The 26,224-nt window shown below is 56.4% G+C and carries 18 protein-coding genes and 2 pseudogenes; 7 read left to right on the top strand and 13 right to left on the bottom strand.

Annotated features, from left to right (window positions below):
• Window positions 1-153 precede the first annotated feature (153 nt).
• Window positions 154-1,011: an H-NS family nucleoid-associated regulatory protein gene (locus ACMX25_RS35925; RefSeq protein WP_414954631.1), complete on the top strand. Its 858-nt coding sequence runs from the start codon at window positions 154-156 to the stop codon at window positions 1,009-1,011.
• A 322-nt stretch (window positions 1,012-1,333) separates the two neighbouring features.
• Window positions 1,334-2,830, top strand: coding sequence for an IS5 family transposase (locus tag ACMX25_RS35930; protein ID WP_414954632.1), 1,497 nt, complete (start codon window positions 1,334-1,336; stop codon window positions 2,828-2,830).
• 614 nt (window positions 2,831-3,444) lie between these two features.
• On the opposite strand, the gene ACMX25_RS35935 is transcribed toward ACMX25_RS35930, so the two are convergent.
• The 5 genes from ACMX25_RS35935 to ACMX25_RS35955 all read right to left on the bottom strand — a co-directional run bounded on the left by ACMX25_RS35935 (window position 3,445) and on the right by ACMX25_RS35955 (window position 11,584).
• The gene (locus ACMX25_RS35935) at window positions 3,445-3,585 is read right to left on the bottom strand and encodes a hypothetical protein (RefSeq protein WP_414954633.1); all 141 of its coding nucleotides are present in this window, start codon (window positions 3,583-3,585) and stop codon (window positions 3,445-3,447) included.
• 308 nt (window positions 3,586-3,893) lie between these two features.
• A complete protein-coding gene (locus ACMX25_RS35940; protein WP_414954647.1) occupies window positions 3,894-5,978 on the bottom strand; it encodes a putative bifunctional diguanylate cyclase/phosphodiesterase in 2,085 nt (694 codons plus the stop codon).
• A 209-nt stretch (window positions 5,979-6,187) separates the two neighbouring features.
• Window positions 6,188-7,480: a methyl-accepting chemotaxis protein gene (locus ACMX25_RS35945; protein ID WP_414954634.1), complete on the bottom strand. Its 1,293-nt coding sequence runs from the start codon at window positions 7,478-7,480 to the stop codon at window positions 6,188-6,190.
• A gap of 1,185 nt (window positions 7,481-8,665) precedes the next feature.
• Complete coding sequence (locus ACMX25_RS35950) at window positions 8,666-10,711, bottom strand: sensor domain-containing protein (protein ID WP_414954635.1); 2,046 nt, start codon at window positions 10,709-10,711, stop codon at window positions 8,666-8,668.
• A gap of 402 nt (window positions 10,712-11,113) precedes the next feature.
• Window positions 11,114-11,584, bottom strand: a complete 471-nt coding sequence (locus ACMX25_RS35955; RefSeq protein WP_414954636.1) for a low affinity iron permease family protein — start codon at window positions 11,582-11,584, stop codon at window positions 11,114-11,116.
• A gap of 730 nt (window positions 11,585-12,314) precedes the next feature.
• Here ACMX25_RS35955 and ACMX25_RS35960 point away from each other — a divergent pair.
• A complete protein-coding gene (locus tag ACMX25_RS35960; protein ID WP_414954637.1) occupies window positions 12,315-12,950 on the top strand; it encodes a chemotaxis protein CheB in 636 nt (211 codons plus the stop codon).
• A 75-nt stretch (window positions 12,951-13,025) separates the two neighbouring features.
• Here the strand turns inward: ACMX25_RS35960 and ACMX25_RS35965 are convergent, their stop codons facing one another.
• From ACMX25_RS35965 to ACMX25_RS35975, 3 genes are all read right to left on the bottom strand, one after another.
• Window positions 13,026-15,392: a hybrid sensor histidine kinase/response regulator gene (locus ACMX25_RS35965; RefSeq protein WP_414954638.1), complete on the bottom strand. Its 2,367-nt coding sequence runs from the start codon at window positions 15,390-15,392 to the stop codon at window positions 13,026-13,028.
• Between the two features lie 195 nt (window positions 15,393-15,587).
• Window positions 15,588-15,869, bottom strand: coding sequence for a hypothetical protein (locus tag ACMX25_RS35970; RefSeq protein WP_414954639.1), 282 nt, complete (start codon window positions 15,867-15,869; stop codon window positions 15,588-15,590).
• A 589-nt stretch (window positions 15,870-16,458) separates the two neighbouring features.
• Complete coding sequence (locus ACMX25_RS35975; protein ID WP_414954640.1) at window positions 16,459-16,833, bottom strand: hypothetical protein; 375 nt, start codon at window positions 16,831-16,833, stop codon at window positions 16,459-16,461.
• Between the two features lie 180 nt (window positions 16,834-17,013).
• Between ACMX25_RS35975 and ACMX25_RS35980 the strand changes: the two genes are divergently transcribed.
• Window positions 17,014-18,030 carry a Crp/Fnr family transcriptional regulator gene (locus ACMX25_RS35980; RefSeq protein WP_414954641.1) on the top strand — a complete coding sequence of 339 codons (1,017 nt, stop codon included), beginning with the start codon at window positions 17,014-17,016 and terminating at the stop codon, window positions 18,028-18,030.
• Window positions 18,031-18,077: 47 nt separating this feature from the next.
• On the opposite strand, the gene ACMX25_RS35985 is transcribed toward ACMX25_RS35980, so the two are convergent.
• The 4 genes and pseudogenes from ACMX25_RS35985 to ACMX25_RS35995 all read right to left on the bottom strand — a co-directional run.
• Window positions 18,078-18,941 (bottom strand): sensor histidine kinase, encoded by an 864-nt coding sequence (locus ACMX25_RS35985; RefSeq protein WP_414954642.1) that lies wholly within the window; start codon window positions 18,939-18,941, stop codon window positions 18,078-18,080.
• A gap of 282 nt (window positions 18,942-19,223) precedes the next feature.
• Entirely contained in the window at window positions 19,224-19,397 is a 174-nt protein-coding gene (locus tag ACMX25_RS35990) for a hypothetical protein (protein ID WP_414954643.1), read from the bottom strand.
• A gap of 235 nt (window positions 19,398-19,632) precedes the next feature.
• Window positions 19,633-19,950, bottom strand: a pseudogene (locus ACMX25_RS40400) (DesA/ISL3 alpha bundle tail domain-containing protein); the annotation flags it as partial.
• Window positions 19,929-20,825, bottom strand: a pseudogene (locus ACMX25_RS35995) (DesA family fatty acid desaturase); the annotation flags it as partial. The pseudogenes ACMX25_RS35995 and ACMX25_RS40400, both read right to left, overlap by 22 nt.
• A gap of 1,157 nt (window positions 20,826-21,982) precedes the next feature.
• On the opposite strand from ACMX25_RS35995, the gene ACMX25_RS36000 reads away from it, so the two are divergent.
• The 3 genes from ACMX25_RS36000 to ACMX25_RS36010 all read left to right on the top strand — a co-directional run bounded on the left by ACMX25_RS36000 (window position 21,983) and on the right by ACMX25_RS36010 (window position 24,922).
• Window positions 21,983-22,474 (top strand): polyhydroxyalkanoate granule-associated phasin, encoded by a 492-nt coding sequence (locus ACMX25_RS36000; RefSeq protein ID WP_414954644.1) that lies wholly within the window; start codon window positions 21,983-21,985, stop codon window positions 22,472-22,474.
• Between the two features lie 44 nt (window positions 22,475-22,518).
• Complete coding sequence (locus ACMX25_RS36005; RefSeq protein ID WP_414954645.1) at window positions 22,519-23,358, top strand: class I SAM-dependent methyltransferase; 840 nt, start codon at window positions 22,519-22,521, stop codon at window positions 23,356-23,358.
• Window positions 23,359-23,785: 427 nt separating this feature from the next.
• Entirely contained in the window at window positions 23,786-24,922 is a 1,137-nt protein-coding gene (locus ACMX25_RS36010) for a sensor histidine kinase (protein WP_414954646.1), read from the top strand.
• 45 nt (window positions 24,923-24,967) lie between these two features.
• Here ACMX25_RS36010 and ACMX25_RS36015 read toward each other — a convergent pair.
• On the bottom strand, window positions 24,968-26,224 hold a 1,257-nt coding region (locus ACMX25_RS36015), incomplete at its 5' end, for an ISL3 family transposase (RefSeq protein WP_414950301.1).

Raw genomic sequence — 26,224 nt, forward strand, 5'->3', positions numbered from 1 at the left:
TGGGAAATTATTGCGATTAATTACACGACGTGAGCAACTTGTTAAGAAAACGGCCCAGATTTTCAACAGCGATACACAACTACTTTGCTCGACTACTTTCCTAGAGCGCTGCTAACTGGCATATTGCGAGGATGTCTAACAAAGGGAGCCCACATGCGTACACTTGAACAAATCCAGGAAAAACTCGCAATATTGCAGAGTCAGGCTGAAAAACTCATCGCGCAGAAGTCCCAGATTGCGCTCGACAACATCCGCGCACTGATGCTGGAACACGGGCTCACCACTGAAGATATTGAGGCAAAAGCTAAAGAAAAGCGCGAGGTAGCTGCATCTAAACGTGCAATCGTGAAAACAGCGAGTGCATCTCCGACGAAGGATCTGCGCAAGGGACCGTTCCCCGTTAAGTACTTTGATCCCAAAACAGGGAAGTCATGGACCGGACGCGGTCGTGCACCGGCATGGCTCGCAACGACGAGAAGTAAAAACAAGTTTCTGGTTGATGGCGCGGCCACCCCAATCGAAACAGCAGGTAGCGCAGACGTCGCCACCACACCTGAAAGCTCGGCCAAGAAACCGTCCAGCGCATCCGTGAAGAAGTCAAAGGTAGAAAAGGCGGCGGCAAAAAGTACGTTACCTGCCAAGTATCTGGATCGGAAGACTGGAAAGTCGTGGAGCGGCCGAGGCTCCGCGCCCGCATGGCTTGCCAATGCGCGAAACAAAAACCGTTTTCTTGTCGAAGGTGCAGAGCCGTCGAATTTCGGTACGCCCGCGAAGACGCGCGAAGTTGCCAAGGCTGCCCAAGCACCGGAATCTTTGGACGTGACCGTCTCGTCGAAGAAAGCAGCGAAGAAAGCCGTGGCGACCAAGAAAGATGAATCTACCGGTTCACAGCCACCGAAATATCTGGACCCCGTCACTGGCAAGACATGGAGCGGACGCGGCCCGGCACCCGCTTGGCTTGCAGCCGTGGAGGACCGCAACGTATATCTTTCCAATCGAGACACTTCGTAAGCCCAGCGCGCACTGATCCACGCTCCTGGAATGCGCTCTGGCCAACGAGCGCATACACGCGAGCTAACGCTGCGGTGTCAGGCGGACGGCTGCTTAGCTCCCAACTTTTCCTGATGATGGTCCGAGCTGAAGGACTATCCATAAGACGACGAAGTGAACCTCTGGCTACCCAACCCAAAAGGCTTTACATCTCGGTTAAAGTAGTCGGCCTTGCAGAATGACGTGAGGCCAGAGGTGGTGCGGGAATGGGCGTGAGCAAGGGGTTGCAAAACACCAGAATCAATATTGAATTGGCATATCTTCTGGGAGTTGAGAACTGCCGATGAGCACGCCCGATTTCTTCCGCAGCCGCCTGGACGCGATGATCGATTTGCGTCACCCGCTCGCCGTACTGGCTAACCGGATGCCATGGTCGTCGATCGAAGCGACGTTGACGCCGATGTTCGAGCGGCGTGCTCGCGAAGGCCGGGTGAGCGCAGAGATTGATCTGTTCGGCGTGACGCCGAAGCTCGCGGGTGCGGGTGTCAGCGCTACAGGGCGCCCGCGCCTGTCCGTCCGGTTGATGGTGGGTCTGCTGTATCTGAAACACACATACAACGAAAGCGACGACTCGGTCTGCGAGCGGTGGGCCGAGAGCGTGTATTTCCAGTACTTCTGCGGCGAGGACTATTTCCAGCCGCGTCTGCCGTGCGACCCGACCAACCTGGTACGGTTTCGTCAAGCGTTGGGCGAAGCGGGCGTCGAAGAGTTGCTGGCGACGACGATCGCGGCCGCGGTGCAGATGAAGGCGGTTACACCGCTCGAATTCGAGCGCGTGATTGTCGACACCACGGTCCAGGAGAAGGCGATCGCCTATCCGACCGACAGCCGCCTGCTTGAGGTGGCACGGGCCCGACTCGTGCAGTTGGCGCAACGCGCCGGGCTGACACTGAAGCAGACGTACGAACGCGAAGGCAAAAGCCTGCGTCGTCGAGCTGGTGGCTATGCGCACGCCAAACAGTTCAAGCGCCTGCGACGGGTGCTCAAACGCCAGCGCACCGTGCTGGGACGGTTGCTGCGCGACATCGAGCGTAAGTTGACGGGCGCCACGCGTAAACGACAGGCCCAGTTGCGCGTCTGGCTTGAGAGAGCTTGGCGCATCTGCCGACAGCGGCCCAAGGATAAGGGCAAGCTCTACGCGCTACACGCCCCGGAAGTCGAATGCATCGGCAAGGGCAAAGCCCGGCAGCCCTACGAGTTCGGTGTCAAGGTCAGTCTCGCAATTACGGAGAAGCAAGGGTTGATCATCGGTGCGCGGGCATTCCCCGGCAACCCTTACGATGGCCACACGCTGGCCGAACAACTCGAACAGAGTTCCATTCTGCTGCAGGACGTGCCTGGCGCACCGCAGCCGAAGACCGTCTTGGTCGATCTCGGGTTTCGCGGTGTCGATGCTGAGGTATCATCAGTACACCTGATTCATAGAGGAAAACACAAGACGCTGACTCGCACACAGCGGCGCTGTCTCAAGCGACGGCAGGCGATCGAACCGATCATCGGCCATGTGAAACACGACCACGGCATGCGACGTTGCTGGCTCAAGGGGCAAACCGGCGATGCGCTACACGCGGTGCTGTGTGCTGCTGGCTATAACTTGCGCTGGTTACTGCGCGCAATCGTCCGCCTAGGCCTGAGGCCCATATTTTTTATCCTCGCGTCGCTGCATTGGCTCGTCAATGTCGCGTCGCATCCATTACTCCCGCATCGCGACCGCTTTCGACGAGCCAGTTTCGCCTCGCCGATAAACTGCGCCGTCGGCTCCGCTCGTCACGCAAACTGAATTTTGCAGGTCCGACTAAAGTAGAAGCAACTGTCCGCTGTCGTCAACTATCGCGGATCGTCTGGCTGGACGGCCGGTATGCTGTGGCGCAGGTAATCTATTGGTTGAGCTACTGTCTGCGTCCGCATTGTCGATGATTTTTTCTTGGGTCGGGGTGCGCGATCCTGGCGTGCCGGTCGCTACATTGGACCAATCATCCGCAAGAACCACAGCTGCAAATATCGCGTTCGGCGAAACACGGCCCAGCCGAATCTCCGCGATCATGTGCTTTCTCGATAAATTTTCATCACGTGCGCGATTCGCGTTTTGCTCTAGGCGTTGGCTGGAACGGACATTCCGCGTTGGTACGCAGGATATTGACTCGGATAGTACATCCTCGAAAAAATTCATTGATCAGGCTATCGCCGAAGGTCCATCGCATCTCATGTCATATGCGCAACTGCCCTCTCGCCGATATGCTTCACTTTCACGGCGAAATGATTGGCTGATTTGCATGATGTTGACATGGCTGTTAGCGGCGGTGCAAATCCGACACTAACGGCGGCGTTGGTTTGATTAGAAACGAAGGGACCAAGGGCCGGTGTTGCTAGCCGTGGTTGTCGGCCTGTTCGTGCTCAGAATGGATCGTCGACATCGGCCAGGTGGGCGTTCATGAGAGGCGCGTGTTGTTCGCGCTGTAGCTCGTGCAATGCGAACTCGTAGTAAATGCAGATCCGCTCGCGAAGGTCGTTGATGAGTTCGACGACGGCGAGCACTTACTCGGCGGACCAGTTGTCTGGTACCAGGAATCGAACCTGCCGTGCACCCCGGAAAGTGATCGATGGCGAATCATGATGTCTTCTTCTCGGCCTTAGGTCCACCGAACTTACGTCTATCCCCCGCCGGCTTAAGATGGGGGACGTTCATTTCATTTCGTCGACTATATATATCCGCTCTGAGCGCCTGGCTTTCATTCACGAAGCTTTGCTGGAGCTGGCCCGCTGCATCATTTGCTGGCGACAGTTGCAAACACTCATTTTGTCATCGCCCTCTTATGAGATCGACATTTTAAGAATAACGCTCCTCAGGTGACAGGGACGAGCGTCTCGCTGTTCGCGCCACCAAGCAGTTTGCCGAAATCTTGTGCGTTCAGGGGCCTGCCGGTATGAAATCCCTGTATCTCGTCGCACCTCATAACCTTCAGCTGCTGTAGCTGCGAAGCCGTTTCGACGCCTTCGGCGACCACTTCCATTCGCAGAGCGTGTGCGAGTGCGATGATGGCCGAGACGATTGCCGCTCCTTCTTCGCCGTGTTCGTCCAATCCTCGGGTAAAAAATCGGTCGATCTTAAGTTGCTTTACGCGGAAGCGTTGCAAATAAGCAAGGCTTGAGTAGCCGGTGCCGAAATCGTCGATGGCGATATCGAAGCCGTTTTCTTGAAATTTCTTAATCGTCTCTACAGAGTGCAGCGCATCCTGCATAGCGATTGACTCCGTGATCTCGAACATTAGCTGGCCTGGGGCTATCTTTTGGTCCGTAACGATGCTCACCAATCGCTCGACAATGTCGGACTGGTTCAACTGTACGGCCGACAGATTGATCGCTAGTTTGACCGGGCGTAATCCCTCTAGCTTCCACCTATTAAGCTGTCGGCACGCTTCGAGTACTACCCAGGCACCGATCTGGACGATCTGACCCGAGCGTTCCGCAATCGGTATGAACTCCATCGGCTGTAGCGTACCTATGTCCGGATGGTCGAAGCGCAGCAAGGCCTCGGCACCGGCCATTTGGTCGTTGCCACCGTTAAATTTGGGCTGAAAGTGCAAGGAGAGGTAACCGCGTTCGAGTGCGTCATGCAGTGCATGTTGGATCTGAAGTGTCCGCGCCGCAGCAGCGCTCATCGTTGTTTCGAAGAAACGATAAGTTCCTCGGCCGCCTCGTTTCGCCTCATACATTGCGGCATCGGCATTTTTTAACAATTCATCTACGGTGGCACCATCGCGCGGGTACAGGCATATCCCGACGCTGGGGGTGGCCTGAAGGATTTGCCCGTCTGACCAGCCGCCCCGGCGCATGCGATCCAACATGCTGGTGGCGACCCTTTCTGCGTCGTCCGATCCCGCAATGTCTGCAAGCAACACAACAAATTCGTCGCCACCAAGTCGCGCGACCGTGTCATTGGTCCGAACACATTGCAGAAGGCGTCTCGAGAAGGCTTTGAGCAGTTGATCCCCAACGGAATGTCCAAGGGAGTCGTTAATCGTTTTAAAGCCGTCGAGGTCCAAAAATAGGATTGCGAATGGTTTTTTTGAGACCCGCGCAATCGCGATGGCTAGCTCCATTCTTTCCGTGAGCGTACGGCGGTTGGGCAGATCCGTTAGTGCGTCGTACGCAGCCATGCGAATAACTTGATCACTCAGACGTGAGACCGAACCGGCGAGCAAAGCCGCATTTGCATCAAATTTCAGAAGTACGAGCGTGATGATTAAAATGACGATGGTGAACAAAATCACGGCTTCCGGAAGCCAGGATGCGTTCAGGCTAGACGCGGCAGCGCATATTGACCCAATCGGGAACACGGCAGCGGCCATGCCCATATAGTGCATTCCTGAAATGGCCACGCCCATCAACAAAGCGGCGCCAATACGTTTGGCGATGCTTACAACACCGGTGCTATAGGACAGGTTGCGCGCAAGGCAAATAGCCGCGATCGACGCGCCGATTGCAATGAGGACGGCCGCGATCACAAGGAGTGAGTTGTAATCGATACCGGGCGTCACTCGCATGGCTGCCATACCGGAGAAATGCATAGCGGCAATGCCTAGTCCCATCACCGCTCCAGCAACGCCGATTCGTTTAGCCGACAATTGTTCGCCGGCGATCACGCGCAAGGCAAAATACGCCACTGAAATTGCGAGCGCCAACGAAAAACCAGTGATCCGCCAATCGTATCCGACCTGAATCGGTAGCGAGAATGCGATCATTCCGATGAAATGCATGGACCATATGCCGATACCCATGGCGACAGCGCCGGCAGCGAACCAAACGTGCTTCTGGCGCCTGCTGCAAAGCGTCGACAGGCGCCGAGAAATATCGATGAACGTATATGACGCGAGCGTGGCCACACAAATGGACAGCGCGACAAGCCATAGATCGTAAGTTGTTTTCATATCAGTATTAACGACCGGCGATTGGCGCGTCTTGGTTGAACAGTCCATGCGAGCATGCTCGGAACCGCCAAGACAGCCGATCGATAGCGATCGGCGCGCTCATTGCGTAGTTGTGGTGGGCAGAGTCCTGGCTTAACCTACGGGCTCCTCCGATTTGCGCGACTAGCCGAATTCGTTTCGTGCGCTTCACCATTCAGTTTATTTGTGATTCAGCGTGCAGCGAGCGCAACCCATCCAGGCAGCACGAACCGATCGACGATCGAACTGAGACGCAATGCCTGTTGTGCCAGGCTTTCCGACGCCGCGGCGCTCTCTTCCACGAGTGCAGCGTTCTGCTGGGTCACCGTGTCGAGTTGTACGATCGCGTCGCCGACTTGCTGAATGCCAATCGTCTGTTGACTGGTGCTGTTGGATATTTCGTCTACTAGAAGACTGACCTGCCGCGCCTCGTTGACGATGCTATCGATACCGTTGCCAGCCGCATTGGCCAGGCTTTTACCCACTTCGACCCTGCTTACGCTCTCGCCAATGAGCGTCTTGATCTCCTTTGCGGCAGTAGCAGAGCGCTGTGCAAGAAACCGAACCTCGGCGGCTACAACTGCGAATCCACGACCATGCTCACCCGCCCGAGCAGCTTCCACCGCAGCATTCAGCGCAAGGATGTTGGTCTGGAAGGCTATTGCATCGATCACACCGGTGATGTCGGCGATCTCCTTGGATGAGTCGGAGATGTGATTCATCGTGGACACAACCTTTCCGACAGCGAGACCGCCGTCGGTCGCTGACGCTGAAGCGGAGCGCGCAAGCTCGTTGGCATGCTTAGCGGACTCCGCGGTGTTTTTAACAGATCCGGTCAGTTGCTCCATCGATGCAGAAGTCTCTTGCAGGTTGCTTGCCTGTTCCTCGGTCCGTTGACTCAAATCCAGGTTGCCCGCCGCGATCTCCGCCGAGGCGGTTTCAATGGAAGCCACCGACGTTCCTACCTCGGCAACGGCCGCTGCGATTTTTTCGATTGCTTCTTTAAGCAACGCGGATGTTCGGGTGCTGACGAGAACGCTTCTGACATCGAGACACAACTTTCCCTTCCGATCGATGCAATTGACGATATCCGACAACTCAGAACCTTCCACGGCCGATCGCTTAAGTTCTCTAGCAAGATAAATTTCCACTCCCGTTTGCGCTACCACGTAGATCGCATGCACCAGTGTTTTGGGAAGGTCAGCGTGGGTCGTGCAAAACACGTCGAAGCCAGCTGCCTGCATGCGATCAAAGACAACATGGTGCACAGCAAAGAGACCCGCACCCAACACGATCGGCCGCCAATCGCGATATACGAGGAGTAATCCCAGGAGTACGAAGATGCCGAAGTGAAGCTCTGATGCGCCGAAGGCCAGTTGGATATGCAGAATGATCGCCGCGACATTGCAAGCGGTCAGCGCTGCTTGAGACACGGCTGACCCACGCGCCACAAAAAATGCGGTGCTACCGATAGCAAGGATCAACGCGGCGCACACGCCAGCAAGGCCGATATCTCCAAAATATCGGCCAACGCCGAGCGAAGCCGCGCAAGACACGAGCAGCGTTCCATACATAACAAGATCGCCGGTTCGGGCAACGTCGAGTAGCGCCGACCGAGGTGCGACGTTTGTAAGTGAAAAGTTTGACATAGGTCACCAGTTGATAAATCTGCGTATAAGTTTTATTGCAAACGCCATATCTTTACAAACGTAATATCGGCCCAAAAAAACGTTATCGCAGAGCCTTTTGCGAAATAGCGTCGCCCGCAAGTGAAAAAGCAGCAGTTTTTTGATCTAGATCAAAAATGGCGTTGGCACAGTACTTTGTTGCCGGCCGAGGCCGCCATTTTTTCACGCCGGCCTGATGACAGGGAGGTTTCCCCCATTTTCGTCTTCGATGAAGTCGTGTGTAAACTCGACGAAAAGGAAGGACAGCGATGTTGAAGATACCTAAGCAGGAGTAAACGACGCAGTTCGGAACGCTGGCAGTAAAGCAAATGGAGGACGGGCAAAACATTCGCGACGTAGCGCGAGAGTCGGAGATTTCACATCAGAGGGGTGTCAATCAACCGATTGACGCTACGACTGGCCTGATCAACACACCGCTCTAGTTCAAGTAGCTGAGTTTCGGCGAGCCTAGTCGCGTCGTCGAGGGTACCCAGAGTGAAGCTTAGGCGCGGCGCCATGGCATTTATTGCGCCAAATGTGGCGAGAGGTTGCAGACCTATGGCGTGAACATGCTGAGCCGTTGCTGTCGAGATGACGCATAACTCCGCAAGATCTTGCGACAAGATATCAAGGGACATGTATGCAGCGCTGTACGACTTTAACAGCCTCTTCTCCTCATCAAAGACCGAACTTGTACCGCTTGTGTCCCGGCCAAAACGGGCATGGGGGCCTTGAGGTTTGATTTTGTTTATCGCACCCATCATAGCCAAAACTTCCCCTTAGGTTGATATTCACCGAAAGCGCGCACGCTGACGTAACTTCACGTTCATGCGACGCCGGGCACACGCATCTGTTTATCGTTATATACGTACCTACTTTTACGGCAGATGAAAAAGTAGCTGAAGTTAACAATTGAAAATAAATAAGGATATCTTAAGAAATACTAGACCTTTACCCGCATCCCGTCACTTTTATTGATCTACATCAAACCATGTCGAAACGTTATTTCGGCTCCCTCGCTGGCGCGCAAAGAACTCTCCGTTGATCAAGAAATCCACCTGGGACCGCATGGCATGCGCCTGACAGCGAGTCCGGATGTATGACTACAATCGACACTCGACGCCTTCGAATCGTCACCCAGTGAGCGCTTGGCAAACGGGGGCGCCAATGTATGAACCACGTCCAAATCCACATTGCTTTTGCAGCAGAGCCCCGAAGGTGGCGGTCATCGACTGGCCGCGAAAACCAGTAGCCCTGCAGCTCGTCGCAGCCGTAGCGCAGCAATTGGTCGCGCTGCTCGGCGGTCTCAACTCCCTCGGCGATGACCTGCAGTTCGAGTTTGTGGGCCATCGCGACGATCGCCTCGACGATGGCGTGGCTGCTCGATTGCGAACCGAGCTCGCTGACGAACGAGCGATCCAGCTTGATGCGACGCACGGGGAATCGGCGCAGGTAGGCGAGGTTGGAGTAGCCGGTGCCGAAGTCGTCAATCGCGATACCGACGCCAAGTGCCTTGAAGCTAGCCAGGATGCGGATGCTTTCTTCCGGGTCCTTCATCGACAGGCTCTCGGTGATCTCTAGTTCCAACTGCTCGGGGGCCAGCCCGTGCTCGGCAAGCACCTGCGCAACCACCGATTCCAGCGCGGGATTGTGGAACTGGCGCGCCGAGACGTTGATACCCATGCGCAGAGCCGGCAGTCCGCTCTGCAGCCACGCTGCAGCCTGGGCGCAAGCGGTGCTCAGCACCCATTCGCCGATCGGCTCAATCAGCCCGGACTCTTCGGCGAGCGGGATGAATTCCATTGGAGGCACTAATCCGCGCACCGGATGCTGCCAACGCACCAGTGCCTCTACGCCGACGATGCGTCCGCTGGCGATCTCGATCTGCGGCTGGTAGTGCAGCACGAACTCGCCGCGTTGCAGTGCCTGCTTCAACTGGGTCTCGACCTCCATTCGCTCGCCGGCGTGCGACTGGAGGTCGGGCGTGTAGCGCCGCACCCGATTTCCGCCGCCTTCTTTGGCGCCGTACATCGCGGCGTCGGCACGCTTGAGCAACGTGGTCGCATCCTCGCCGTCCTGCGGATAGACGCTGTAGCCCAGGCTGCACGTGACGGACACCTCTCGATCGGCGACGAGCACCGGCTCGGCCACGACTTGGGAGAGGTGATTGGTCAAGTCTGCGAGCACGTCAGCAGGCGTGGGATTGGTCAGCAGCAAGACAAACTCGTCGCCGCCAAGGCGGGCGAACGTGTCGCCCGCGTTCACCAAGCGGCCGATGCGTCGTGTCACGACGCGCAGCAACTCGTCGCCGGCGGAGTGGCCCAGGCTGTCGTTGACGAGCTTGAACCGGTCTAGATCGAGGAACAGCAGCGTGAGCGAGTGATCGCGGCGTCGCGCGAGTTCGATCGCTTGTTCAATCCGGTCCATCAACAGCGCCCGGTTTGGCAGACCAGTGAGAGGGTCGTGCATCGCCTGGTGGCGCAGCTCCTGTTCGAAGCGTTGCCGCTCTTTCACTTCGAGATCCAGTCGTGCGACGGTGGCCTGCAGCCGGATAGCCGCCTCCGCCGCCTGCGCGTGAGCGGCCTGCAGCGCCAGTTCGGCGGCCTTCTGCACGGTGACCTCGTAGTTTATGCCCACCAGCCCGACGATCCGGCCGGCGTCGTCGCGCACCGCTACCTTGGTCGTGATCAGCCAGGCTTCCTCTTCAAGCAGCAGGTATTTGGCATGCTCTTCCAGATTGAGGAGCGAGCGCCCGTGCCTTAAGACATCCTGTTCCTGTCGGTTGTACTCGCTCGCCAGCTCGAGTGAATAGAAGTCGAAATCTGTCTTTCCGAGCAGCTCCGCGGGGTCGGACACGCCCATGCCCCGGGCGACCGCCCCGTTGGCGAAGATGAACTGGCCCTGCATGTCCTTCGCATAGATGCGATGCGGTACGTTCTCGGCAAGCGCACGCAGCAGGGTGTGTTCGAAGGCGTTGGAAGACACGCCCGTAGTATCGCCAACCGCCGGTTTGGCGCTGGGAAAATGCTGAGAAGGCGTAGTCATCATGACCCCAAACGCCGCGCTAAAATCGACAATCGACCATGGCGCTAGGTCGATCACACGTCAGGCCGACGACGAATACGCAATGCGAACGATCATTGTTCGAGGCCCCAAAAGCCGGCTTGGCGAAATGCGTGCGCCGGGAGGCGCTCCTAGTGCCTTTAACGGCAGATTCCCAGTCTGCGCCATGGGGAAAGACCCTTATCGCGACGCGACCGAGCTGTCGAATGAGGTACTTGAACCATGGCTTCGGCTGATGATGGGATGCAGGTCTTTCTCAATCGGATGACCGGTAGCAGAGCGGAGCCGACATCTGAATGTCGCATTAAACCGGCACGCGAGCGACTCTTCAAGGCCGCTCACTGCCCTTCCCGTAGACGAGAGTGAACCAAACCGTGGGAGGTCAATTCATGCCGCGCGGCGTGCACTCGGCGAGTTTTCAGCTGCAGAAGTCTTGGTCAACACGGCAAGTTTCTCAACCGAGAATTCTTCGTTGAGAACAGCAACTCTGACCTGTGCCAGACAGTGCGCTCCCTCGTCCGTCCATCGCATTTGTTGCTTCTTCGCCATGCGATGGCTGACCACCAGGTTCACCGCGGACTCGGCAATGCTACTGCTGATCGGTAGACCCTTGTGATAGCGCGTTCCATAGTTCACCAGCGTACCGGCGTTGCGCTCGATGTAGATAGGGCCAGTGATACCCCACACCACTACGGATGTGGCAGCAAGAGCAAAAGCAATGGGCGATCCGACCCAGCGTGTTACCGCACTTGCGAAACGACCAAACGCACGTGTGATTGGATTGCCTGCCGCATAGGTAGGGGTGCACGTGTCGGACGCGGTGCTCAGTTTGTCCGTCGACGAGTCGTTGTGTCTCAAGGGTTTCCGTCATGTGAAAGGTTTCTAACCGACCAAAGCGTAATTGACCTTACAACGGCATTCGGTTTGCTGGTGATCCACGTTCTTATCAAATCTGTGCATTCGTACCGCTTTGCGCTTGCAAGTGCCAACTGCATTTGACCTATCGAAAGCAAGATCGCGGCGATCGTGAGAGACGGTCCGAACTCCGTTACCATCGCCACCGATTCTAGTGAGGCCTGAAGTCAGGGATACGGCACCGGCACGTAATCTGATGCCAACGTGGCCGCTTGGCTCAAGCTTTTCACCCGCTCTTGCAATGGACGAAGTGCCGCGAACATATTCAGGGCGAGACTTCTGGCGCTATGCACCGCGCCTGCTCCGAAACAGATCTAAGAATCGTTGACACCGGTTCCCGCCGGGCGCTCCTGCAATTCGCCGCCCTCGCGATATCAACATACTCCTCACTTCCAGCAGTGCGATAGACCGGTGGCTCGTTGCGAAGGGAACATGCGGAGCCAATTGCACTTACGAGAACAGATTTGCGCCGTGAAAATGATCTCGGCAACCCTCTAGTTTGAAAAGACGGCGGCTCTGTTAAGCACGGTTCTGCGAGCACGCAGCGGTCGTAATCTTCAATCCCTGATTGCGAACCTGTCGTGGTTGCACGGTCGCCCTCTCGCATTGTGATCTAAGGGCCTGTATGTCAGAATATTCTGAAACCCTTGCGCGACCTCAGGGAGGAACGCATATGAACGCTGAGAACCATCCTTACTGCGTCGCTCTTGGCGCATCGGGTAGCGAAGGTCTTTCCGACATCATTGAGCTGCTCAACGTGTGGCCGAAAGGCATGCATGCTGTGTTGCTGGTTGTACTTCACCGGTCGAGTGAAGAACGAAGCAGTCTTAGAGCTGTTCTGGCGACTTCCTGTCCAAGAATCAAGGTGGAAATCGCCCGCGAAGGGCAGGTCCTCTTGGCCGACGCTTGCTACATCGGAATGCCTGACCGTCCTTTAACTCTGCTCGAAGACAGGTCAGCGTTTCTGATCGATGGTTCGAATAACAGACTAAGAAATCGAACTGTTGATGCGCTGTTTCAGTCAATGGCCGAACATATCGGAGAGCGAACGGTGGGTATCGTTCTATCCGGATCGTTGGACGACGGCGCTCGTGGGCTCGCGGCAATTCACGACGCGGGTGGTTTGACCATGGTCCTCGATCCAAAAGACAAACCGAGAGGCATGCAGCAAAATGCAATTGATTTCGACGGACCGATCAATTTTGTGGGCAGTGCGCCCGAGATCGCGCAGGTGTTAGGTAGCCTATTACCTCGGCAAGGCGCCCATAGTTCACGGCCAATCAAACAACGACGCTCAAAAACGGGATGAGCATTCGGCCCCGGCATATGCGAACGCCTCGGGCGAAGGCGACGACATTGACTGAACAAACGTGTCGGGGCGCGATCATCTTATTCCCAAATCGCGTAACGCATTCGTAATTGTCACGATGTTATAGGGCTTACGGAGCACGATTGCATTGGCAATGCCCGAAGGTGCATTCTGCCCGGTTGCAAAGACAATGGCGATAGACGGTCGAATATCCCGTGCTATGCGGGCTAACGTTGCCCCCGACATATCGGGTAGCCCGATGTCGGCGATCAGGACGTCGACATGGTCTTGCTTGAGCGACGCAATGGCGTGCGCCGCAGTGGACGCCTGAGTCACAAAATGACCCAAGTCTTCAATAAGCTCAACAGTGCTCGCACGAATCAGATCGTCGTCTTCCACGAGCAGGATTTTCAACTTCTGCTCGCTTTGCAGTTGCGTGATCGACGACGGGTGAAGCGTGCTTCGTCCGATACTTTCCTGACGCTGTTTTTGATTAGTAATCACATGCCGGACCTTGCGCGCGAGATCTTCACGCGTATAGGGCTTACTCAATAGCTCGACTCCAGCGTCAAGGCGACCGCCATGGACGATGGCGTTTTGGGTATAGCCTGAAGTGAACAATACCGCGATGTTCGGCAATCGCACTCGCGCCTTGCGCGCCAGGTCCGGGCTGCGCAGTAATCCCGGCATCACCACGTCGGTGAAAAGCAAATCGATCTTAATCCCGCTTTCGAGGATCGTGAGCGCGCCCGCCGCGTCTTTCGCTTTCAGTACTTGATAGCCAAGTCCACGCAGCATTTCCACCACCGTTTCGCATACCTGGTCATCGTCCTCTGCGACGAGAATCGTTTCTGTACCGCCGACGATCACCTGCGTGTTTTGCAGTGGGGCGACATCTTCGGCGTCCAATGAGCGCGGTAAATAGAGCTTGACGATAGTTCCGTGTCCCAGTTCACTATAAATCTTAATGTGGCCGCCTGATTGCTTCACGAAACCATAGACCATTGATAGGCCGAGTCCGGTCCCTTTGCCTTCAGGCTTGGTCGAGAAAAAAGGCTCGAACGCCTGCGACAATACCTCGGGTGTCATGCCGGTGCCGGTGTCCGTTACGGCAAGCATCACATACTGACCGGCGCTGACTTCCGCATGAGCGCGCGCATAGACGTCATCAAGGAAGGCATTGCCAACTTCGATAGTCAGTTTCCCCACGCCATTCATCGCATCTCGCGCGTTGATCGAGAGATTCAAAAGCGCATTTTCAACCTGAGCAGTGTCGACCAGAGTGTTCCATAAGCCGCCTGATACCGCTGTCTCGACTTCAATAGTCTCGCCCAGGCTACGTCGCAGCATGTCTTCCATGGCGACGACAAACCGGCCGATATTTACTACCTTCGGGTCCAGTGCCTGACGTCGGCCGAACGCCAGGAGATAACTGGCAAGCTTCGCTCCACGGGCAACACCCGCTAAGGCATTGTCCAATCGTCGCTGGGCGCGCTCGTTGCCAGCCAGATCAGCACCCAGTAACTGTAAGTTTCCGGAAATGATCTGCAGTAGATTATTGAAATCGTGCGCGACGCCGCCAGTCAGCTTGCCTATCGTTTCCATTTTCTGCGACTGTTGCAGGGCCTGCTCGGTGCGTTTCAATGCGGCAGCCGTGTTTTGCTTCTCTGTGATGTCTCTAGTGATTTTGGCATAGCCGAAGAACTCGCCCGCGGCATCGCGGATCGGGTCGATGACGACGTGAGCAAAAAATCTTGTCCCGTCTTTTCTTACGCGCCATCCTTCGGACTCAAACCGCCCTTCGCTCGCCGCCGTTAATAAGGCCTTCTCAGGAAGCCCCTTCGCTCGATCTTCCTCGGTATAAAAACGCGAAAAATGCGTTCCGACGATCTCATCCTTTGAGTACCCCTTGATTCGCTGCGCACCCGAATTCCAGTTCGTGACGCGACCTGAAGCATCGAGCATATAAATCGCATAGTCCGTTACCCCTTGCACCAGCATGCGAAACTGCTGCTCGCTTTGGCGCAAGGCTTCCTCGGCAGCCTTGCGCTCTGTGATGTCTCGGGTGATCTTCGCAAATCCGATCAGGACGCCCTCTTTATCTCGAATAGCGTCGACAACGACGTTTGCCCAAAATTGGGATCCGTCTTTGCGAACGCGCCAGCCCTCTGTTTCAAACCTGCCGTGCATCTCTGCGGTTCTTAATGCGAGCGCCGGAACACCTGCAGCTTGATCCTCCGGTGTATGAAAGCGCGAGAAATGCTCGCCGACGATTTCCGATTCGAGGTAGCCTTTGAACCGTTCTGCGCCAGCATTCCAACTGACGACGTGTCCGCCGACGTCAAGCATATAAATCGCGTAGTCACTGATGGCAGCGACCAGAATCTGGAATCGCTGCAGATCTATTTGGCCGGGCTCAAACGGGGAATTTCCACTGGGCATGGCTAAGTTCCAAGCGATAAAGCAAACGGAACCACCCTGTGTGCCGGCGCTTTGATGCGATAGGCCGACCGTAGGACGGTTCGGAGTTTTTGCGGGCCGATCATACATCAGCCTTCGATATCCGTTATCGCGTTCAAGCGCCTGACATGCTCATAGTCTTCCCGCGCAAAAGGGGCAAATTGGCCGTCTCGCATGCTACTGCAGCGTTGGGTTCCAGGCGCCCGGTGACGTCGGCGTCCGCGATCTATAGGCGGCCGCCACGCAGCGGATACGCCGATGTGGAGTCGCAGGGTGCAGATCTGTAAACGAGCGTCCGATCAAACTGCGGAGCTTCTGCGAAAGCAGCCGCTCGTAAACGCCGAAGTTCAGGTCATTCTCCCTCTGCTCGACAGAGTTAACCGTGATTGTGACCTGTTCGTCCCATAAGCCCAGCACGCTGGCCATGGCAACTTCGAGCTGCACCGCAGCGCCGGTCATCGGGTATTGGTTCTCGCTAAAATATCGTAGGCCTTTTCCTGGTCCCGATACGCTCCCTCCACCCGTCTTGCCCGAACACTCATTTGTTTCAACGGCTAGGCCACGCCGGCCACCGTATGCAATGTCCCCGTGGGAAAGTCGCAGGTCGCGCGCAGGCGGACCCTGTGTTTGCCCAAATTGCGCAATCACAACACACGGACGCATTGCAGCACCAAGTTCTTCGGTCGGCATGGCCGCCAAGGCGACGGCCGACGTAGCTTGTTATTCGCTTGATCCTCATGAGTGTGTGGCACGGTCTGTCGCAGCAGCGATTGAAGAACCTAGCGCGATCAACCGCTGCGATTGCGACACGGCAACAAATACTGGCTGCTCTCTTGACACCGGCCCACTGACGGACGAATGCAGGCAATCGCAAACTATGCGAGGCGCTTACCGTCGAGTTGCTTACGCCACGACCACGCTACAATCAGCGCGTAGATCGAGATGGCTTTCAAAGGCACTCACGGCGGCCCCCATGCGCTGGGCAAGGACACACCGAGAACCGGGTTCACAGCCCATGTAAGGCGCACGTCAACACCACACCTGGCTATCACAAGGCGCCTTCTGTACTTGCGGATCCGACGTCTCGCAGTTGGGGCAATTCAATGGGCGGCCGCGCGTCCGAGTCAAGTCCAGGAAACACAACACGCAAGATCTCCTGCAGTTGCACAGCGCAGCGGCGCGCGTCCTCGGGCGCGTTTGTGTTCATGGCTTCAAACAGATTGACGAAGGCTGCCAGAAACGCATCGGAGACTGGCGTTTCACGGGAATGAGCACGCAGGAACTCGCAATAACCAAACACGCGCTGGATGAATTCAACCTGATGGGCGGCGAATTCATCATCATCGAGTGAAGGCGGGAGAACGACCAGCGGGGCGTCGGAGAGGGCGGAAGGCAGACGAATGTACGAAGTTGGAGCGTTCATGCAGCAATCCCGTGTGTGCACGAGAGCGGCATGAATGCGAAAGGTGTGAACCCGGCATCACGACAAGGTCGTGCGTGTGCTATAAATGTCGAATGCGTTTGACGCACCGGGTCAGAAGACAGTATTTCATGGTCGCCAGGTCGCGTCAAATAAATTTGACATCTTTTTGGCTATCACACGATGCAGTTCGATTGGTACGAGTTGTTCGATGAGCTGAAACGTAGAGGTCGTTTCAATAGTGACGCACAATTGGCGGACAGCCTCGCTCTGACACGCTCGCAAATTTCCGCGTGGCGAAATGGCAAAAGCGACCTCGGAACGCTGACTAAAATTAAAATCCTGGATGCCCTGGGTCACGATACGCTGCGCTCGGCGGTATTGAGCTTGGTCCCGGAGAAGAACCGTGAAGAGCACATAAGGCAGCAGCAACGGCTCATCGCACGAGTCAACCGGAGCGGACGATTGCTCGATCAGGACCTGGTGAATGGCACAGACGATCCTCTTTCGCATCTGAATTATCTGCTGGCCGCGCTGCCATCGGACGAGCGAGAGCGTATCGCGCCCCATCTGTCGCCCGTTACCATGCAACTAGGACAGGTGGTTTACGAGTCGGGCGACCATCTGAGCCATGTCTACCTGCCAACTACCGCCATCATTTCAATGTTGTACGTAATGGAGAATGGCGCCTCAGCGGAGATTGCCGTGGTAGGCCGGGACGGGCTTTTGGGTGTCGCACTCTTCATGGGCGGCGAGACCATGCCGAATCGCGCCATTGTGCAGAGCGCGGGCCAGGCATTGCGCCTGAGCGGCGAAATCGTGAAGCAGGAGTTCGCGCGAGGTGGCGCAATACAACGTCTTTTCCTCCGCTATACCCAGGCGCTTATTACACAGATGGCGCAGACAGCGGTTTGCAACCGCCACCATTCGATTGCGCAGCAGTTCTGCCGCTGGCTGTTACTGAGCCTGGATCGCCTCGAATCGAATGATGTCCGGATGACCCAGGAACTGATTGCGAACATGCTCGGCGTTCGCCGGGCCGGGGTTACAGAGACCGCAAGAAAACTACAGGAAGACGGAGCGATCCGCTACAGCCGGGGACTGATCGAGGTGGTAGACCGCCATGCACTCGAGGCGCAAGTTTGTGAATGCTACAAGGTGGTAAAACGCGAGAGCGACAGGCTCTTTAGCAGCTTTTGAACGATATTGAAGACGGTCCACCGTCGAACCAGCGATTCACGCAGCAGTCATTCGCTGATCGAAACATTCTCTCGCGCAGCAATTATCGGAAGTCGAAGGACGAATTCGCTGCCGGCGCCTGGGCCCCCACTGCTTGCTGAAATCGTCCCGCCGTGTAATTCCGCAATCGCCTTCACGATCGCAAGCCCTATACCCAGACCGTCAGCACTAGACGCAATTGTCCTGCGCGATTGTGTGAAGAGGTCGAAGACATGTGGCAGGAGAGAACTCGATATGCCCTGCCCGTTGTCCTTCACTGAAACCACCAGATCGTTGCGTTCTGCTCGTACGGTCAGCTTAATCGAACCCGAGATTGATGTGTACTTCACGGCGTTAACCAGCATGTTGCTGATGGCCTGCGCAAGTCGTATGGGATCGCTGTTAGTCCAGATTTTTTCAACGGGTGTTTCGATGCTGAACGTTTGACCACGTTTTTCTGCAGCAAGCCCAACTCCCTCAAGGCTATCCGTGAGAACGGTATCGAAGTCCGTCCTGACTTTATGCAAATGAAACACACCGTGGGCGACGCGCGTCGCATCCAACAAGTCATCCGCGAGTTGGGTCAAATGTGCGATTTGCCTGTCGATGGCCTCGAGCGATCGTTCAATCTCTCGACGGCCGGACGAAACTCTGCGAATCATCTCGGTGGAAAGCTTCAGTGCATTTAGCGGACCGCGAAGCTCGTGCGCGACCATCGCGAGAAGTTCGTCGTTTCGATTCCGCTCGACCTGGGACTCTACCCGATCGACACCGTTGAAGGAAAGCGAAGTAGCTGCGCCCGCGAAGCGCGGAGCCATATCATCCAATGCGTCTGACGCATCAATAAAGGCCGGGCCAGCCGGCGAATGCGGCTGAACGGTAAGCGTGGACATGTTGACCTCCGCTTTGTGAGACGTTGGCGGGAACGCATGGATACGTCGATGCCGAGCGCACAAGTGGCAGAGGATTGCCGCCCATTCGCCGTCGGTCGAGGCTGCCGACAGTCCGAAACGCCCATAGCTCACTGGTGTGTAATGCAAGCCTATACGTTCGCACAAGTGCTACCCACGCATCTGTACGGTGACCGCAGCGACTCGAGGAAGAAAATTACAGAGGACAGGACGGCAGGAAACCCCGTGTATCTGCTTGCATATGAATTCGATGCATGACAGCGGTCATGGCCGGACAGCCATGATCTCGAAGGCGAACGCGTTTTGTAAGGCGACGCTTGCTTGTCGGGCCTCGCAACGGGAGAACCGAAGAACCGTCACACTCGCGTCATCCCTGCGGCTGTTTCCGCTGTATTTTGCCGCCAGTTCCAGCGCAGCGACATTGCCAGCAATCGCCATGGCCCTGCGCGTCAGTCAGGCGGGGTAGATACATTTTTTTCGGTGCATGGCGTCAAACTCATTCGACACGATCGACCACCTTACCGGGGCCGCAGGCCATTCCTGCCATCGTCCTCAGACCATCTGATCCTGACGTCATTCACGACGTCAAATGCTGCGGAAGCCGCCGGCTGCGCGGCGGCAAAATTCTCACCAGGGCGGCGCTGACCGTTGAAACGATAAGCAATCGCTGCCCTTAAGCACACTGACGAAGGCGTATGAAAAATTCTTTTAGCGCCTTCACACCGCTCTGCTCCGCACGACTGCACCAGTCCTGCAGTTAAAAGAGCAATTGCTCGGGCGATGCATTCGATCTTTCCCAGATCGACGACAGATCGCTGCGAAATTCGAGGCAAAGCCGCAGCTTCGGGCTGCCGCCGCATATTTGCGGCAACGCCAATTGCTGCAGGTCGCGCCGGCTCAATTGCTCCCGGAAAAGCCGCCTCCTTTCGCGGCGCGCAAGACGCCTCTTATGTGGACGCAGACGCTCGCCCTTCGCCAGTTCATGGCGACAGGCCCTGCTGACCAGCCTGGCATAGCTCGCCATGACCTCATAGTGATTGGAAAGCACCGCTTCCAGCGTATCGTTATCGAGTATCGACTTGGCCTTGATCAAATGCGGCGTGGGTGCCACTCTCTTGACCTTGGCTAATCGCAGGCTCGAAAGTATGCAAATGTACATCCAGCCGATGTCGAATTCGTACCACTTGTTTGATAGTTTTGCCGAAGTCGCAAAAGCGTGGTGATTGTTGTGAAGCCCTTCGCGGCCAATCAATATTCCCAGCGGAAAGAGGTTCGTACTCTTATCGGCAGGCCCAAAATTGCGGTAGCCCCAAAAGTGCGCTCAGCCGTTCACGACTCCGCCTGCCCAGAACGGAATCCATATCATCTGAACGGCCCAGACCGATACGCCGACAATACCGAATAGCGCGACAACAATCACCATCAGTAGGCTTATTCCAAGATTCGGGTACCTCGCATAGACGTTCCGCTCCATCCAGTCGGTCGGTGTGCCGTGACTCAATTTGCGCAACGTTTCTTCGTTCCTGGCTTCCGCGGTGTATAGCTCCGACCCTTCGAAAATCACCTTCCAGATTCCGCGCGCCTGCGGGCTATGGGGATCCTCATCGGTTTCGCATCGAGCGTGATGCTTTCGATGAACCGCATCCATGGGCCGGTCTCAATCCCCGTTGTCATCCAGAGCCAGAACCGGAATGTATGACTCACGGCGAGATGCAGTTCAAGCGAACGGTGCGCCTGGCAGCGGTGGAGATAGACCGTCATGCAAACGATAGTGACATGGGTCGAGAGGAGCACGGCCAGGAGAATCTGCCACCATGAATAGCTTAGCAAGCCGTTGGAGAGAAATTCGAGCAGAGACATAAAAATCGTTAGCCTCGCGACGGTGAGTCGTCCTGACGCATTCGATACAGAGGGACCTGGATGCCAAAATCAAAGACTACAAGAAGAAGGGCCGCGAAAAGAAAGAGCATCAGTGGATTCATGCTGCGATCCAGTCGTGAAGCGCGAGTAATTGCGGCCCGGAAATCGCGGGCAAGTGTTCTGCATACGTCAGCCTCCCATGCACCGATGCCGTACATGCAGCATCAGCACACAATGCGCGCATCTAAGCGATGTTTGATGGTCCTATGGCCCTGCACCGAGTTCCGAAAACGCACTGAGGCGCGCGCGTTTTCGGAGTATCGAATAAGTCGACATCCGCACAAGCAAGTCAACCGCGACAGACACGTCCGCTTATCAGATTTCGCCCACCGGTTATTCGCCATTACTCACGATATAGGCCTATCGCCCTGGGTCGCATTCACCGGTCTCAAGAATCGCTGATGCTCGCCGACTTAAATAGCACGGTCCCACTTGCAACTGGGCGCGTCTGTACGGTGGTCGGTACTCGGATAACCAACCAGATTGATCGCATGGTTCGGTGGCAGAGCGCGCCGTGTGATGAACGTGTGGTTGACCGCTCGCTGGCTGGTGCGGGCGGCGTTCGCTCGTGTCAGCTGTCACGTCACTCCGCCAACCTTACGAACCCGTTCGAGGCGTGGTACGGCACCGTACCGACGCGTACTCTGATTGCGTGCACTGTCTATTGCGTTCGTCTTGAACCTGCGATTTCGAGACGCCCCGAAACGGTCGTGCAGGAATAGTCGATCTCCACTGCCCCCAACGGCGGCCGGAGTCTTCCGAGCGGTGTAAACATGAACCTAGTCACCTTTGTTTTTTACGTCACGCTTCTGACAGGTGGCCTCGTTGTAAGCAAACGGATTAGTTTGCATCTAGCGCGCTCACCTTCTGCCATCGCCACCTCTGGGTCTCCGCGTGGCCGTCGATTCTCTTGGCGGTAACGTCAACGTGCGTGAATGTTGTCGTCGGCCGACGCGACATAGACGTTAGTGCTCTGAGCGGTCCAGTAGACCAATTTTTTTGACTTCAGCGCTGACCAGACGGCCAGCACCGAACGGCACCGCATCTGCATTGCCATTGTCCCTACGCGGTCAATCGGCACGCTCACTTACTCCGAGGACAATATGAATACATCAGTCTTGCTCCCGTCTTTGGGCGAACTTTCGATGAACTGGTGGCGCGTTTTGATGGAAGCCGGCGAAATGTTCAACGCGACAAACAAGGTCGTTGGACATCGCACGGCACGCATGGCATTGGCCGGGCCGATGCCAAACGAGCGCGACCGATACGAGTTCAGCCTGATGAGTCGCGAGAAAGTTGAAGCGGCGTCTGAATCGATCGAAGCCCTGAGATCGGGTTTTTTAAATCTGAGCCTGGAACTGGCCATGGAGACCGGCAGGCAAATGTCCGCAGCTTCAGCCGCTATTCTTGCGTTGAGTTCGAGTCATACAGCCGCGCAATGGCATGAGCGCCAGGCGGCGCTTCTGAAGATTGCGACGGAATATCCCACGCGCCCTCTACTGTTGGCCAACTCGACGGCCCGCATTGTGCAGGAAAGTCTGGCGCCCATTCACGGCCGAGCGACCGCGAATGCCGAACGTCTGGGTGCGATTTGACAGCCGCCGCGCTGGCGCCCCCGCTTCGTGGAGAGAATCTGCGAGTGCGCAATCACGACGGTGACGGCGTGGCGAAGGTTACGTCCAAATTGGACGGCGTGTCGGAAACGATGCTCTGGACGCTCTACGATCGGGCATGCGAAGCACGTCGTTCCGACGGTGTTCTAGTCGACCCTGACAGCGTTCGCATATGCGATGCAATCGACTATGACTTCACGCGCCATTTTGGAAACCCCGTCGGTTCGTTCGCCGCGCGAGCGGCAGAAATCGACGAGCTTTTGAGGCGCTGGCTCGACCGCCATCCAGACGGCTTGATCGTGTCCTTGGGTGAAGGCCTGGAAACGCAGGTCCACCGCGTAGACAATGGTCGGATGCGTTGGCTCACGGTCGATCTGCCGGCTGCAATCGAACTGCGCAAGCACTTCCTTCCTTCGTCCAGGCGCTTTCGTCACGTGGCCTCGAGTGTGTTCGAGCCAGACTGGATGGACGAGATTGAACGGACCCCCGATGTATTCATCGTCGTTCAAGGCCTCTTCATGTATCTTGAGCCTGAAGCGGTGAAACGCCTGTTTGCCCAGATAGTCAAGCGTTTTCCTGGCGCCGAAATTGCATTCGACGTGATCCCACGGTGGTTCTCTCAGTTAACCATGTGGGGCGTCATGCAAACGCCGTACTATCGTTTGCCGCCCATGCCATGGGGCATCGACGGAGATGAAATAACCGCCCGCCTACACAGTTGGTCGTCAGGCATCGAAACGTTGAACATGCTTGAGTACCGGGTGCCTCGTGGCTGGCCGAAAATAATGGAAGACCTTTTTCGTATGAATCCGCTGACCAAGCGCCATTTACCTTGCCTAGTGCATCTCAAAGTGCAGAACCCCTGACTGCCGCGCATAACCAGTGACCATCTGCGATTGCGGACCGGTCGCACGTGCGGGACCGCGGGAACCATACCGTTTGATTTCTTGACAGGACAGCTGCATGTGCAGCCACACGTGAACGGTAACGGCGAGCGCATTGTCCGGCAACCCTACAAGTCCGTTCGAATGTTTCAGGCTGATGCCAACCGCCGAAATGGTACGTGCTAACCGTCGTCATTTGACCGTTGGCCATTTGACGGCCATACAGCGTCGTCCGCGACTGGCGCACTAGCCCTACGGTTGGGCATGCGCACATGACATGCGGGGGTATGCCTGGGGGGCAAATTGAACTACTCGCCATCTTGAGCGAAGTTCACGTCCCCTGAGCGAATGTCCTGTGGCGACCGCAGGCGCTCAGGCAAGTACAGCCGACAAAACGAGGGATTGCATCATGATGCACGATTTTCTTTCAAACAACCGCGACGACCTCATTGAGCGGTGCCGCGTAAAAGTCGCGCACCGGCCCGCCCGAGGGGCAACTGTGCAGCAGTTGCAGAACGGCGTGCCGCTTTTTCTGGATCAGCTTATTCAGACACTGCGCATCGAACAAACGGTCGAGCCCATGGATAGTCGCAAGATTTCCGGCCCGTCGGGTGGCGAGCCGTCGTTTTCGGCGATTGGCATGTCAGCCGCGCAGCATGGACGACAACTCCTGGAGCTCGGGTTTTCCGTCGATCAGGTCGTCCACGACTACGGCGATTTGTGTCAGGCGATTACAGACTTGGCCTATGAGCGCGATGCGCCGTTTCAAATCGACGAATTTCGAACGCTCAACCGCTGCCTGGACAATGCGATTGCCGATGCGGTGACGGAATTCAGTTATCAGCGCGACTCAGCTTCGACAGACAAACACGTCGAAGAGATGAATGAACGCCTGGGATTTTTGGCCCATGAACTGCGCAATTTCCTCCAGACTGCAACGCTCGCTTTCACTGCGGCCAAAGCCGGCAATCTTAGCCTTTCAGGCGCGACGGGATCAGTGCTTGAGCGCAGCCTGACCGGGCTGCGGGACCTGATAGATCATTCTCTGGCTGAGGTTCGGCTGACAGCCGAAGGCCCGCCACCACCGCAAATGTTCTCACTGGCTGATTTCATTGGCGAGATCAAACAGGCGGCGGACCTCGCGGCCCGCGCTCACGGGTGTGTGTTCACGGTGTCTCACGTCGATGCAGATCTTGCAGTTTGCGCGAACCGGGATCTCCTATTCTCTGCGCTGGGGAATTTGCTGCAGAACGCGTTCAAGTTCACTCACCTTCACACCGAGGTCAGTCTTGACGCGTACGCTGTGGCGGGCCGAATCCTGGTCGATGTAAAGGATCACTGCGGGGGGTTGTCGGCAACCGATGTGGAAAGCATGTTTCAGCCATTCAAACAAAACGGCGTTGACAGAACAGGGCTCGGATTAGGACTTTCGATTGCCCGCCGCAGCGTGGAGGCAAGCGACGGGCTTCTCAGCGTGCGCGACATCCCGGACACAGGGTGTGTCTTCACTATCAGTCTGCCCCGACATGCAATGGTGCTGCAATGACGCAAGTCGATGTCTGAAACAACTTCCCCCTAATCATTTGGTCCGTCAGTAAAATCTATGGGCGAGTTCTGGCTCAGGAAGTTTGCCAAGTACGTGATATAGCGAGAGTTCCGTCATTTTGAAGGTGCGATATCCATAGGCTTTTCTCATAGTGACTTTGGCTTTGTTGTTCAGTCCCTCAACGATGCCACTGGAGAACGCCTTTCGCGCCCGGAAATAGTTGAGCAACAGCTCTCGATGGGTGCGTACTGTGCGAGCGAATTTCTTGAGCGGGTCGATGCGCGAGCGCATGACCTCGCTGCACCACTGATCCAGGAATTTGCCTGCCCATGCGGGTGACTCGTAGTCCCAGAATTGCTGGAAGTATTCTTTGAAGAGGTAGGCCCGTACGCTCTTGAGGTTATAGCGCAGCACCTCACGCAGCTTGATGCGCTGGGAGTCGGTCAGGTTCCCCGGGCGCTTGAGCAGACACCAGCGCGACTTCTTAAGCACCGGCTCGTAGCCGTCCTTGACCAGTTGGCGTGCTTCGCCCGCACGGACCTCGTCGATGGCAAGATTGAGTTTAGCGACGATGTGAAAGCGGTCCAGAATGTTCAGCGCCCCTGTGCAATGCAGTTTGATCATGTCCAGATAGGGTTTCCACATGTCCGAACACACAAACTCGATGCCCTGCGCCAGTTCCGTGCCGATCATATCGAAGAACTTCTGGAACGCTTCTTTGGTGCGCTTCTCGCCCACCCAGAGCAGGCGCGTGCAGCCCGCCTCGATCTGGTAGACCAGTGTCAGATACTCATGACCACGACCGTAGGCGATTTCGTCCACGCCGATGGCCCGGATATGCCCCAGCTCGCGATGCTCCAGACCCCATTGCACGACATAGGCCACGGCCTGTTGGACCTTCTCCCAACTGGTGTGGAAGGACTGTGCCGTGTCCTTCCATGAAAGCTTGCGCGCCCAGTGCGCCAAGTACAGCATGTACGCCCTGGTCAACTGGTGCTTGCCCATTGCCCAGGGCACCTCCTCTACCTTGACCCCACATCGCCTGCATTCCACGCGCCTCATGCTGTACAGTAAAAACACCGCAAAGCCCCAGATCGGGATGAACTCGAAGCGGCGTTGGGGCAGTTGGTCGTAGCCCCTGGCGGGTTGATGGCATCCTGAGCAGCACGCTCTGGAGCCTTTGCGCGGGCGCACATCGATCTCGATAGTATTGCTATGCATGCACAAGCGCGCGGTACCGTAGACGAAGCCAGGGAAATGGTGGCAGGCATTAAGCAGACGAGTCAAAAGCATGAGCAACAA

Source organism: Caballeronia eucalypticola (assembly GCF_047608185.1).
Classification (GTDB): Bacteria; Pseudomonadota; Gammaproteobacteria; order Burkholderiales; family Burkholderiaceae; genus Caballeronia.